The organism is Mesorhizobium sp. P2_F8, from assembly GCF_056403655.1.
This window is the reverse complement of record NZ_JBFUFB010000001.1, coordinates 179,122-192,202: the sequence shown is the minus strand read 5'-3', so window position 1 is coordinate 192,202 and position 13,081 is coordinate 179,122. Positions and strand designations below refer to the sequence as shown.

Annotated in this window: 11 protein-coding genes; 8 read left to right on the top strand and 3 right to left on the bottom strand. The window is 60.1% G+C overall.

Going from position 1 to position 13,081, the window contains the following annotated elements:
* Positions 1–103 precede the first annotated feature (103 nt).
* Entirely contained in the window at positions 104–1,162 is a 1,059-nt protein-coding gene (locus tag AC1DZP_RS00930; protein ID WP_477299839.1) for a helix-turn-helix domain-containing protein, read from the top strand.
* A 301-nt stretch (positions 1,163–1,463) separates the two neighbouring features.
* On the opposite strand, the gene AC1DZP_RS00925 is transcribed toward AC1DZP_RS00930, so the two are convergent.
* Together AC1DZP_RS00925 and AC1DZP_RS00920 are read right to left on the bottom strand one after the other, a co-directional pair.
* Positions 1,464–2,990, bottom strand: coding sequence for a DegQ family serine endoprotease (locus AC1DZP_RS00925; protein WP_477228360.1), 1,527 nt, complete (start codon positions 2,988–2,990; stop codon positions 1,464–1,466).
* A 265-nt stretch (positions 2,991–3,255) separates the two neighbouring features.
* Positions 3,256–3,552, bottom strand: a complete 297-nt coding sequence (locus AC1DZP_RS00920; RefSeq protein WP_457155554.1) for a hypothetical protein — start codon at positions 3,550–3,552, stop codon at positions 3,256–3,258.
* Between the two features lie 433 nt (positions 3,553–3,985).
* Here AC1DZP_RS00920 and AC1DZP_RS00915 point away from each other — a divergent pair, with 433 nt between their 5' ends.
* The 7 genes from AC1DZP_RS00915 (at position 3,986) to AC1DZP_RS00885 (ending at position 12,618) form a co-directional block, all read left to right on the top strand.
* Positions 3,986–6,052: a PAS domain-containing sensor histidine kinase gene (locus AC1DZP_RS00915; protein ID WP_477299838.1), complete on the top strand. Its 2,067-nt coding sequence runs from the start codon at positions 3,986–3,988 to the stop codon at positions 6,050–6,052.
* Positions 6,049–6,696, top strand: a complete 648-nt coding sequence (locus AC1DZP_RS00910; protein WP_477228362.1) for a response regulator transcription factor — start codon at positions 6,049–6,051, stop codon at positions 6,694–6,696. Before AC1DZP_RS00915 ends, AC1DZP_RS00910 begins: the two co-directional genes overlap by 4 nt.
* Complete coding sequence (locus AC1DZP_RS00905; RefSeq protein ID WP_477299837.1) at positions 6,693–7,082, top strand: response regulator; 390 nt, start codon at positions 6,693–6,695, stop codon at positions 7,080–7,082. The genes AC1DZP_RS00910 and AC1DZP_RS00905 overlap by 4 nt, the downstream gene beginning before the upstream one ends.
* A 17-nt stretch (positions 7,083–7,099) precedes the next feature.
* Positions 7,100–7,837, top strand: a complete 738-nt coding sequence (locus tag AC1DZP_RS00900; RefSeq protein WP_477299836.1) for a response regulator transcription factor — start codon at positions 7,100–7,102, stop codon at positions 7,835–7,837.
* A 152-nt stretch (positions 7,838–7,989) separates the two neighbouring features.
* Entirely contained in the window at positions 7,990–8,355 is a 366-nt protein-coding gene (locus AC1DZP_RS00895; protein ID WP_457154227.1) for a hypothetical protein, read from the top strand.
* A 225-nt stretch (positions 8,356–8,580) separates the two neighbouring features.
* Complete coding sequence (locus AC1DZP_RS00890; protein WP_477299835.1) at positions 8,581–11,448, top strand: ATP-binding protein; 2,868 nt, start codon at positions 8,581–8,583, stop codon at positions 11,446–11,448.
* A gap of 387 nt (positions 11,449–11,835) precedes the next feature.
* On the top strand, positions 11,836–12,618 hold the full coding sequence (locus tag AC1DZP_RS00885) for a sensor histidine kinase (RefSeq protein WP_477299834.1): 783 nt from the start codon (positions 11,836–11,838) through the stop codon (positions 12,616–12,618).
* Between the two features lie 164 nt (positions 12,619–12,782).
* Here AC1DZP_RS00885 and AC1DZP_RS00880 read toward each other — a convergent pair whose 3' ends face one another.
* A complete protein-coding gene (locus AC1DZP_RS00880) occupies positions 12,783–13,016 on the bottom strand; it encodes a hypothetical protein (protein ID WP_143748849.1) in 234 nt (77 codons plus the stop codon).
* Positions 13,017–13,081 lie beyond the last annotated feature (65 nt).

Below are 13,081 nucleotides of genomic sequence, written 5' to 3'. Positions count from 1 at the left end.
GACCAATACTCTAAGTCCACCTACGGATGTAGAATGGAGTAAATCATCACCGGCGCTCTACCCTGACATCAGATGGGATAACCCGAAGGATGTGCGCCAAGCCATGTTGATGAATCCTGCCTCCCGCGACATCGATTTACCCGCGATTGCTGCCTTCGCGGCCAATGCTCGGCGACCGGAGCAAACGGACCCATTCTTGTCGGCGGATTGGCGCGCTCCGTTCAACGGCGGAAAGGCACAGCGTACCAACTCCGTGGCGCATGCGCAGTTCGGGCGCCGGAGCGCCGATGGGGCCGATTGCCGTGTCGAGATATCTTCAGGCGACGCGGTGAGCAGTCGCACGGTGATTTCGGATGGGATAGTTGCCGAGGTGGTCCAAGCCGCCGGTCATGACAAATTCGAATTCCGGTTTCGCGCGCCCATGCACTTGCTGGTGGTCTACGAGCAGGGCACGCGCCGCGACGGTGACACCTTCGTCGAAGGTTTGCCCCGGTCGAAACTGCGGGATTTTGGTCGCCGGCTTACCTTGGTGCCCGCCGGTCGCGAATATCTCGAATGGCATGCGCCGCGGACGGCTGCGCGTCTCATGTTTGTCTATCTTGATCCTGCCAAGCTGCAAGTTCCGTTCAACGCTGGCATGACCGATGTGACGTTCGTCGCGAAGCTCTTCTTTGAGGACGCAACGCTTTTGGGCACCGCCCTTAAACTGATGAGGTCGCTCGAAAGTCCAAACCTGGAGAATTGGCGTTACCTGGAAGCACTGGGCATCGTCCTGGCTCATGAGTTGGTCCGTTTCCACGAGAGGACGCCGAGAGCCGAACCTCAGCTTCGAGGGGGACTTGCGGCTTGGCAGGAGCGGGTAGTAAAGGCCCATATCGAGGCCCATTTGGGCGAACCGGTACCGCTCGCCACTCTCGCGGAGCTTTCCCGGTTGAGCCCATGTTATTTTTGCCGCGCCTTCAAGCTTTCTTTTGGGATGCCTCCGCATCGGTATCATATCAACCGTCGAATCGAGCATGCCAAAGGTCTCCTTGCGACGCGGGCTCATTCGGTGACGGACATCGGATTGACTGTCGGATACAGCGAAACCAGCTCATTCACGGCCGCTTTTCGCAAGGCGACCGGCCTGACGCCGAGTGCTTACCAGCGGAGCCTCGGATAGGCCCCAGACGGCCCGGCTGGCTGGACCCGGCCTGGCTGGGAATTGCGCAGTTCTTGAAATTCGACCCTGAAGTCGGCGCTCTTCGATCGAGACTTCGTCCTGGCTGTCACCTTCCCCGGCCTTGATCGGAGATCTGGGTTCTTGGCGCAATTGACGGGCGAGTTTTCTCCGCCCGATCCGCCACTTCCGCTTGATCGCTCTCGCCGAGCAACTCGGTGACCGCATTTCGTCCCCTCAGGAGACTGAAATCGTTTCGCGTCAATATGACGTACCATTCCGGCGGTTTTGGCATCCGCACATTTCAACCATTGCCGCATGGCACAGCGATGAACGTCTGCTGGTCGCCGCGCTTGACCAGCAGCAGCGCCGACTTCTTGCTGGATTTTGCTGCGACACTAATGGCTTGGCTGGTGTCCTTCGCCGTCTTCACCGGCACGCCATTGACCGAGATGATGATGTCGCCCAATTCGATGCCGGAGGTGGCTGCCGGCTGGTCCGGATCGACACCCTCGACCACGGCGCCATAAACCTGTGAAGGCACATTCAAGGCCTGGCGAACGGTTCGATCGAGGTCACCAAGCGCTAGACCAAGTGTTGGAAAACTGGAATGCAGCGGCTGTGCAGAGTTGATTGTGGCCACCGGTTTGACGCTGGCGTCATTGCCGCCGATGACCACCGACAACGCAACTGTCTTCCCATTGCGCCAAACGGACAGTACCTCCCTTTTTCCCGGCACGAGATCCGCCACGGCTCGAGACAGGGTCTTGGGCTCGTTGATGGTTTGACCGGCAAATCCGGTGATGACGTCGCCGGTCTCGATGCCGGCATGAGCGGCGGGCGATCCGTCGCCGACATCCGCGACCAAAGCACCTTCAGGCGTCGGCAGGCCGAGGGCGTTGGCGAGGTCCGTTGTGACCGGCTGCATCTCGATGCCGAGCAGCCCATGTTCGATCGAACCGTTCTTCACCAGCTTGGCGACGATCTTTTCGGCCTCATTGGAAGGGATCGCAAATCCGACGCCGACACTGCCGCCATTGGGCGAGTAGATCGCGGTGTTGATACCGACGACAGTGCCGTTGGTGTCGACGAGAGGTCCACCCGAATTGCCGTGGTTGATCGGCGCGTCGATCTGAAGGAAATCGTCGTAGGGACCACTGTTGAGGTCGCGCCCGCGGGCGGAAACGATTCCCGCAGTGACTGTCGTTCCGATGCCGAACGGATTGCCAATCGCCAGAATCGGGTCGCCTGCCCTGAGTCTGTCGGAATCGCCCCAGGCAACAGTGGGAAGAGGCTTCCCAGCCCTTATTTTCAGGACCGCAAGGTCTGATTTTGCGTCGCGGCCGACAAGGGTTGCCGGCAGCTCGGTTCCATCGTCCAGCGTCACCATGATATCCGAAGCTCCGTCGATGACATGGTTGTTGGTGACGATGGTGCCGTCTGAACTGATGATGAAGCCGGAGCCGAGGGCCTCTGCCAGTTGCGTCGCTCCCTGCGGTGGTGCCTTGGGCGCCGGAATCCCTCGATTGCTGAAGAATCGAGGCAGCCGTTCATCGGACGACAGACCGCTGTCCGAGGGCTGGGCTTGGCCATCGGGCGCCGATGAAGTTTTCATGATCGACGTGATCGTCACCACTGCCGGTTTGTCGGCCGCAACGATCGGAGCATAGGAGGTGGCCGGAGCGCGATTGGCGGAGGCATCCGGGGAGGAGGCCATTTTCGTATCGGCCAAACTCGCGTTCAGAGCGACCCCAGCGACGAGCGGCGCTACGAGGACGGCGGAGAAAAGCAGCACGGCGCGGTGCCTGCGGAGGATGTTGAAAGTTGACATGGTCGCGACCCGTGCGAGGCTTTGGTCCTGGCGCCGTGGCGTGTTCCTCGAGCGGAACCGTCTATCCGGCGTACGGCCGATCGGATGCGCTAGCCTCGCTGATTAGCTTCCGATCAAGCCGATTTACTAGGCTGGTACTTGTTGCTTCCGGTTTGTGCCTTTGTCGGCAAGACTGCGAAGGCTACTAGCGGCGCGACGCAGTGTCTTTCGAGATCGACCACGTCGATTGTCGACATGTCACCTCGCGGGAGGCCCGCGTAAGGCTTCAGTCAACTCTGGCCACTTCAGCTGCCTGATCTGGAATCAAGAGCACCCGGTAGGTTGTCCCTTCGCATCGGAGCAGGTAGGCGGTCTGATTTGGTACGGACTCGGCCGCAATGCGCTTGGCAGAACTTGGATTTCTGCAAGGGAAGCCTTGGCTTCGCACCTGGTCGGCAACCACGCTTGCCACGGTGTCCTGGTCTTTGGCTGCAGCGGTCGCTACGGTGCCGGCGAGACAGATCGACAAGAAAACGCCGGCGCCAATGGATGAAATCTGCACCAGCGCTCGATTGCAGCCCATTTGTGTAGTCTCCTCTTCGTATTCCGCCGGCAACCGCTACCGCAGAAAATTGGTGGCTTCGATCTTGGAAGACGTCAGTCGTCGACGTTCACATCGTGACCGACTCCGACAGGTCGCCGCCAGCCCGACATTCATCTACGTGCCATTCTTGGGCCGCCTTCCATCGCGTTCGACAGCAGCATACCCGCTGGTTTGTGGACGGCTTTGTCTGCTTTGCGGCGGCTGGCCCTTCCTTGCGGTTATCACCCCTACGGCAGCGGCGGGCGACCGGCCGTCTATCACATCTTTCCATTATGCCTGGGTGGCATGCTGTTCTGATATAGTGTGGTAGAAGTCCGATATCTCGGGGGACCGATCGTGTCGTCTTCTGGCAGGGCGAGGTCCTGATGCCGATTTACGCGGCAGCAGTAGCTGCGTCCGGAGGTGTCCAAAAATGAAAGCAAAGCCGCCGCTGCGGAAGTATGGCTCGACAATAGCCATTTCCGGCGCCGGCTTGTCGGTATTCTGGCTGTCCAGCGAATTGGTTGAGACCGCCGGACCCAATATTTACGTGAGTTTGACCCTCCTCGCCGCGACTGCGATCTTGACCGGCTTTCTCATTCAAGGGCCGCAAGGGCAGGGTGCGTTGGATCGCACTGGGTATGACGCGCATGAGTTCTTGGAGAGCATTCCCGGACCGGCATGGATCGTCGACACGGAAGGCCGGTTAACCGAGGTGAGCACGAGCCTTCGGGCCTATCTCGGCACCGTCGACACCAGCAATCTCCCTTGCCGGCAGGTTATTCATCCGGAGGACTTCGACCGAAATGCAGGCCTCATGTCGCAATGCCTGGAGAATGGCCAGGAATTTCATGGCGCATGCCGGCTTCGTTGCCACGATGGGACTTATCGCTGGTTCCGTGTCGCGGGTCGCCCCAGGCACGATCGGAACGGCAAGTTCATCGGGTGGTATGGTGTCCTGCTCGATATCGATGACTTGAAGAAAGTGGAACAGGCTTTGGAGGCCAGAGAGTTCCAGCTCCAGCGGCTGATCGACACCCTTCCGACACTGGTCTGGTCCGCCCGCCCAGACGGTTCCACCGAATTCCTGAGCCGGAGATGGCACGAATACACGGCGCTGTCTCAGGAGCAGGCAGCCGGCTGGGGTTGGACTGCCGCCATACATTCGGACGATCGAGACCGGCTTGTCGAATACTGGCGATCTCTCCTGGCAACTGGTGCGGCGGGCGAGATCGAGGCCCGGCTACGCCGCTTCGATGGCCAGTACCGCTGGTTCCTTTTCCAAGGCGAACCAGTGCGCGATGGCTCCGGCACTGTGGTCCAGTGGTTCGGGAGCAACACCGACATCGACGATCGCAAGCGGACCGAGGAGGCATTGCGAGCCAGACAGTATGAACTCCAGCAACTTATCGACACCATACCGACGCTCGTCTGGTCCGTCACTCCCGAGGGCGAACCAGCCTACATCAACAAGCAGTTGGAAACCTACTACGGCCGCAAGATCGACCCCAGTCAGCCCAAGGAGGGTTCCAGGCTGGATGGGGCACTTGGACGCCTTATGCATCCCGACGACTTGGAGGCTGTAAAGAGAAACCTGATGCACTCATTGAAGACCGGGGAGCCTTTCGCCATGCGGTACCGCAACCGCCGGGGCGACAGCGTCTATCGCTGGGTTGACAATCGCGCCCTGCCACTTCGGGACGACGATGGCCGCATCGTGAAATGGTACGGCGTCATCATCGACATCGATGACGAGATGAGAGCACATGACGCCGTTCGTGCGACCCAGGAAAAGCTTTCGCGCGCTTCGCAGCTTGCGAGCCTCGCCGAGCTGTCGGCCTCGATCGCGCATGAGGTCAATCAGCCCTTGGCGGCTGTCATCACCGACAGTCATGCCTGCCAACGCTGGCTGTCGGCGGATCCTCCAAACCTGCAGCGGGCACGCATTACCGCGGAGCGAATCGTTCGCGATTCCATGGCCGCGGCCGCGGTCGTCAGCCGAATACGAGCACTCTTCACACAGACCGCCTCGTCCAGAACTTCAATCAATCTCAACGAGGTGATCGGCGAGGTGCGTCAGCTTTTGTTCGACGAAATAGTCTCGCAGGACATCTTCGTTGGGACGGATCTCGATCCGGCGCTGCCGCTGGTGCTCGCCGACCGCGTGCAGATGCAGCAGGTGCTGGTCAATCTGGTCCGCAACGGGATCGAGGCAATGAAGTCGACAACCGACGTGTCGAAATCACTGAAGTTTGGATCACGTCGCTATGGGGAGAACGCGATCCTGGTCGACGTCCGCGACAACGGCGACGGAATTGCCGAACCAGAACGAATTTTCGAACCGTTCTTCACCACGAAGGCGGAGGGGATGGGCATGGGCCTGGCAATCTGTCGCTCGATACTGGAATCACACGACGGCCGGCTTTGGGCAGAGAGCATCGAGCCAAGGGGAACGGTGTTCTCGTTTACGCTGCCGATCCAATCGGGCGATGCGGCATGACCCAGGACGACTGTATCATTTTCATCGTTGATGACGACAAGCGCATATGCGTGGCGCTGTGCGACCTTCTGGCGGCAAGAGGCCTGGCTTCCGTTGCCTTCAACTCGATTGCCGAATATCTAGCTTTTCCCCGGCCGGACCTGCCCGGTTGCCTGATCCTCGATGTCGAACTGCCGGACATCAACGGGCTGGAATTCCAGAAACAGACCGGCCACGAGCAACATCCGCCTATCGTCTTCATCACCGGACACGGCGACATTCCATCTTCTGTACGCGCCATCCAGCGCGGCGCCGTGGACTTCCTCACCAAGCCGTTCAGCGAAACCGAGTTGATGAAGTCCATCCACACGGCAATCGATCGGGATTGCGGCGTCCGCCTGGAGCGGGCCGAGCTTGTGGCGCTACAGCGCCGCCTTTCCTCCCTGACCTCTCGCGAACGCCAGGTTCTGCCACTGGTCGTCAGCGGTCTGCTCAATAAGCAGGCAGCTGCCGAACTTGGGATCAGTGAGGTGACGCTGCAAATCCACCGCGGCAAGATCATGCACAAGATGCAGGCAGCATCGCTGGCCGATCTCGTGAGGATCGCCCAAAGGCTGCAAGTACCAGTAACTCATTCTCGGCGCGCAGGAATATCTTCGAAATGAAAACTGTACGGAAATCAACGATCGCGGTTGTCGATGACGACGTTCGGGTCCTCGAGTCGATCGAGGATCTCCTGGAGTCGGCGGGGCACTCGGTGCGTCTGTTCTCATCCCCTCAGTCTTTCCTCGAACGCGACGAGTTGCGTAAGATAGATTGCCTGATTGCCGATATCGGCATGCCAGTTGTCGACGGCTTCGAGCTTCGCCGGCGTGCGCGAATTGTGCGCCCCGACTTGCCCGTCATTTTCATAACGGCGCGCCATGAAGCCGCAGACCAAAGGCGCGCGGCTGCTGAAGGTCATCATGGGTTCTTTCGAAAGCCCTTCGATGCTTCAGCATTGCTTGCGGCGGTCGCCCTGGCCGTTTTGGCCTCATCGCAAGGGGAGTAATGATGACAAGTGATCTAATGACCAGAGATTATGAACGCCTGCTGCTGGAGCCGACGCAGTCATATGCCCGTCCGGTGGCTGCCCCCATCTATGCCGGGACTACCCAAAATGCATTCGTCTTCATCGTCGAAGACGATGTTGCGATGCGCGAAGGGCTGGTCGACTTGTTGGAATCCGTCGGTTTGCAGAGCCAAGCCTTCTCGTCTCCGACCGAGCTGTTGAACATGGAACTGCCCGACCTTGCGAGCTGCTTCGTGCTGGACATTCGTATGCCCGGCATCAGCGGTCTCGACTTTCAGGCTCGCCTTGTCGCAGCCGGCGTCCGTATACCAATCATATTCATGACCGGCCACGCCGACGTTCCGATGGCGGTGAGAGCCATGAAGGCTGGTGCAGTCGACTTTCTGACGAAGCCGTTTCGCGAACAGGAAATGCTGGATGCCGTCACAAGGGCCATCGAGCTGGACGGCATGCGCCTCGATAGCAATCGGCGGGCGATCGAGACGTTCACCCGATTTCAGACGCTGAGCGAGCGCGAACGCGAGGTGATGGATCTGGTGACAGCAGGATTGATGAACAAGCAGGTTGCTGGAAGGATTGGCGTGGTAGAATCCACGGTTAAGATTTATCGTGCTCAAGTCATGAGAAGGATGGGCGCGCAATCCCTGGCCGATTTAGTCAGAATGGCCGAGTTGCTGCGCTCGGCACCTGCTCCCACAACTAGCCTCAGGGCTATTTTGGATAGACCTAAGTAGTGGTCCAACCCGCCGAACGAATACGAAACTGTACCAAGCCAGAATGGAGGCTCGGACACGCTTCCTTTATCCTTGCGCTTCTCTCCGCGGCAGCGCGCAGAAAGACATTCTGCCCGATCGCAATAGAGGGGGGGCTGGGAGCGGTATCATCGGTGTCGATGTTGCAGGACATTCTCGACTGGAGCGTGGCCGAAGGAGATTTGCCCTTCGTTTTCGGCTTGGTGGGTGACCGAAACGGCGTTCGCTGCTCCGGCTCAGCCAGTGAAGCGTCTCCGCTGGGCAGGGCCACGGAGGACGCGCTTTTCCGTATTTTCTCGATATCGACATCGATTTTCGCGACCGCTGCCATGATCCTTGTCGATCGCGGCAAGCTCAATGCCTATACTTCCGCCGAAGACATCGTCAGAAAGTGGACCTGCCAGCGACAGGATCGGTCCAATGCAGACGTGCCGGAGCAAGATCCCTTGCCGCCGGTCGCGCCTTTCAGCCTCGAATGGAGTCCATCAACAAGGAACTAGGCACAATGACATTGCACATGCTGCCGCCGAGAGAATTGCGGTTTCTTCGCTTCGCGCAGAGCACGGCACCAAGATGCGCTGGCGCCTCCGTTTCGCCACGTCTTTCGGACACGGCCCAATATGATCCCGGAGCGCCGGTCCCGGCGAGTTAAAGGTCGCAAAAAGATGCAAAGAAGATCGCCCGGATCTTCGAGCATGAGGCTGGCAGCGCCCAGGACGACTGTCATGGCAAGTGGCGGTGAATTAGGGATCGGCGAAATCCTGTCTTTCGGCTCGTACCGCTTGATCGGGGCTGAGCGATTGCTGGTCAAGGATGGCACACCGGTCGCTATTGGCGGCCGCGCGCTTGACGTTCTGATTGCGTTGACCGACCGAGCGGGGGAGATCGTGAGCGGGCGAGAACTGATCGATCTCGTTTGGCCGGGCGTCTTCGTCGAGGAAGCCAATCTTCGTGTGCACATCGCCGCCATTCGCAGAGTGCTGGCAGACGGCAAAGACGGGTCTCGATACATCGTCAATGTTCCCGGCCGGGGCTACACTTTCGTTGCACCGGTTCGGCGCTCAAACGCGGACGGCACCGACCTGATTGTCGCTCCTGCCGGTCCCGTGCTGCCTCCGAGTCTCCCGGCGCCCTTGCAACTGCTGGTCGGACGGGACGAGACCGTCGCCACCCTTTCCTCGCTGCTGTTGTCGCGACGCTTCGTCAGTGTGGTCGGGCCAGGCGGAATAGGAAAGACGACCGTCGCCGTCGCGGTCGGCCACGCGCTGCGTCGGGAATTAGGCGACGATGCGGTTTGCTTCGTTGATCTCGGTTCGCTCACCGCTCCAGCAGACGTTCCCGCTGCCGTCGCGTCGGCACTCGGCTGCTTTGTCCAGGGGCCCGACCCCGAGCTGTACATAAGCGCCTTCCTGGCCGATAAGCGGACCCTTGTCGTTCTTGACAATTGCGAACATGTGATCGAGACGGCTGCGCCGCTGTGCGAACGCCTCTTTCGCGCAGTGCCGTCGCTGCACTTGTTGACGACCAGTCGCGAGTCGTTGCGCGTTGAGGGCGAGTATGTGCATTTGCTGATGCATCTCGACAGTCCGCCTAACGACACGCCATCTGCCGTTCAGGCGCTGGCTTCGCCCGCCGTCCAGCTTTTCATGGAGCGGGCGGGATCGAGCGGGCACCGTGCCGAGCTCAGCGACACCGAAGCTCCAATCGTTGCGAATATCTGCCGCCGGCTTGATGGAATTGCTCTGGCGATCGAGCTGGTTGCCAGTCGTGTGGGCACCAACGGTATTCAAGGAACCGCCGATCTCCTGGACAGCGGCGCCGGGCTGTTCCTGCAGGGCCGGCGATGCGCGTCGCCCCGGCATCAGACGCTGCAGGCCATGCTCGACTGGAGCTTCAGGCTCCTGTCAGCGGATGAGCAGAGAACCCTCTGCAGGCTGTCCGTATTCGTTGGCCAATTCACGCTGGCGGCGGCGCATGCAGTCGCCGGGGGCGATGGCGAGACGCAAATGGTCACCAACACGATCGCCAGCCTGATCGACAAGTCTCTCATGGGGGTATTGTCGACAAGCGGGCCTGCTTACTACAGGCTCCTGGACACAACACGCGCCTATGCCGCGGCCAAGCTCGCGGAAGGCGGGGAGGCGGATGCGGCCGAAAGACGTCACGCTTGCCACTTCGTCGACTTGCTGGAGCATGGCTTGGCCAAAGGGTCGGCTTTTGATGCCCACAACGTAGCCGCCTACGCTCCGCACATTGGCAACGTCCGCAAAGCGCTCGCGTGGAGTTTTTCAAGCTCGGGCGACCGTTCCATCGCCATTAAGCTGGCTGCGCATGGGGCGGCGTTATTCCTGGGGCTTTCACTGCTGGACGAGTGTCAACAATGGTGCCGGCGAGCACTGGGCTCGCTGCACGAGACGGATCACGGGATGCAACTGGAACTGGAGCTCCAGGGAGCTCTGGCGATGTCAGCCATGTACGCCCGCGGCAACAGCTTGGAAGTCAGGGCCGGCATCGAGCGCGGCCTGGACCTCTCCGAGACTTTGCGGGATGGAGGACGTCAACTCCAGTTGCTTTCTGGACTCTACATTTTTCTCACGCGCCAGGGCGACTTCAGCGGCGCGTTGGCGGCGGCCAAACGAAGCGACACCGTTGCCAAGGCGAGCGGCGGCCCGACCGAAAACGCAATGACCGAATGGATCTTGGGTGGATCGTATCATCTAACCGGCAATCAGGCGGCTGCCCTGCGTCACTGCAAACAAGGCATGAGGCTTGCGTCAGATTTCAAGCTGGGGAGGGTGAGCTTCTTTGGCCACGACCACCGTGCATCAGGGCTCGCAACGCTCGCCAGGTCTTTGTGGCTGTGCGGCTTCGCGGATCAGGGTTGCAAAATTGCACGTCAGGGAATCAAGACTGCGCAAGGCTACGATCACCCCGTCTCATCTTGCATTGCTCTCATCTATCTCATCCCTGTTCTCCACTGGAGTGGCGATCTTAAAGCAGCGGAAGAGCATACCGAAATCGTAATCGAGCAGGCTATCAAATACTCCCTTGCCCCCTATCACGCCGTTGGCCTCGCGCTGAAAGGTGAATTCATGGTCGCGCGCGGCGATGCGGCATCGGGCGTCGAAATCCTGCGGGCAGGACTGAAAGCGATGGATGCCAATCGGTACCGCATCGTGACGTTGCCGGCATCGCGTGCCTTGGCCGAGGGCCTGGCCCTTTCCGGTCGGCCGGAGGAAGCGCTGGCCACCATAGACGAGGCTGTGGCGCATGCGGAGCAAGTCGGAGAGATACTCTGGTTGCCCGACCTGCTGCGAGCCCGAGGCGAAATCCTGCTGGCGCGGCCGAGACCGGACCTTCCTGCAGCAGAGGGTTCGCTGCTCCGCTCGATCGATCGTGCCCGCAAGCAATCCGCCCTGGGCTGGGAGTTGAGAGCTGCAATTCCTCTGGCACGTGTGTGGCGGGAACACGGCCGGAGCGGGGACGCCCGCTCCATGCTCGACCACATCTATCAGCGGTTCAAAGAGGGATTTGGAACCCAAGATCTGGTTGCCGCGCGCCGACTTCTCGACGAACTGAGCTTGACCAACTGAGTTCTGCAAGCCAGTCGCGGTCCGCCTTCAACCCAGTGGCTCTTTCGTGCTCGCGCCAGGCGCCTGGAGCGATGCCCCACGCATGTGCCTATTCACAGCCTGTCTTAGGCGCGAATATTTACAGCTATTTGCAACGCTGAACTCGCCTCACAGCTCATAGAGCGGATAGTTCCAAGGCATGGAGTACCAGGCAATCGGCACGCTGGAGGGAGTCAGCATTGGGACATTCGCGTGGCTTCCTCACACCGAACGCTCCGGAACATTTCCTCCCCGGCAGCGGAATAGTCTTGGCGCGCGCGTTTGCAAGGTCAGGCGGATCGATCGCCCGCAGCCCTAGGTACCGCCCACGACCAAATCGAACCCTCTTGGCGCAGGAGTCCGCAGCTTATGTTTAGCACCCAATCGACAACGATAGGCGAGCGCGCGGTGTGCATTGCGCATGAAGTGAATCAGCCACTTACCGCAATACTGACAAACGCGGAAACCGCCTTGCGGTGGTTGACGAGAGACCCAGCGAACCTCGATGAGGTGAAACGGGCCATTGAACGGATCATCGGCAACAGCCTTCGCGCCGCCGATGTCGTCAGAGGCGTTCGGGATCTTGCTCGAAAATCCCCGCCCATACCGAACAACCTCGACATCAACGACTTGATCAGAGGTCTCCTCAATCTCGTGAGCCTCGATCTGCGCCATCATCGCATCGCGGTCGAGGTGGACCTCGCTGAGAACCTGGAGCCGATCAGGGGCGATCGCTGTCAACTGGAGCGGGTCGTCGCCAACCTCGTCGCGAACGGCATCGAGGCGATGAGCATGGTGCAGGACCGGCAGCGAAAGCTGCGCATCGTCACCCAACTCGACAAGAATGGCGATGTGATGGTTGCAGTCGGGGACTCGGGCACAGGGCTCGATCCAGCACTTATCGATCGCATCTTCGATCCCCTGTTTACGACCAAGCGCGAGGGCATGGGATTGGGGCTGTGGATATGCCGCTCTATCGTCGCAGCCCACGGCGGTCGGCTCTGGGCCACACCCGATGTTCCGCATGGCAGCATTTTCCAATTCGTCATCCCAAAGACAGCTGAGCCAAACTCAGTCGGATCGAGTCGATGCCGGCGGACGATGCGAACGAACCGCCAGGTCGAAGGGCTTTTTCGCGGCGCTCCATTATGATGATCTCTTTCGGCGGCATGAGAAGTCGAAAACATGCCTGCCTCGAGCAACATGCCTACCTTGATCGACAGGCGGCGCGCCTGTGACATGTCCATAAGGCTTCACACCGCAGACCCCCGCCGCTCCTGAGAGACGGCGGGGCTGCGGCGAGACGGTGGATACTCTCATTCACCCTTGAGCTGCTGGAGGAAGTCCTTGCCTGCAGCCGGATGGGCCTTGAACGAATGGATGCCGTCAAACCACCCATTCTGGGAGAAGTCGCTGTAATTGCTGCTGTGATCGCCACGGTCGCGACCGCTATCGCGGTCTCCCCCGTGCGACGAGGCGGCAAAGGCCCCGGTGAGCGGAACGGTGACGATCATCGCGGCAAGCACCGCCTTCAGAGGGATAGAACGCATGATTAGATATCCTTTTCGATGAGGATGGCGGCGATTTGTTCACCGCGCATTCCGAGCCACAGGCA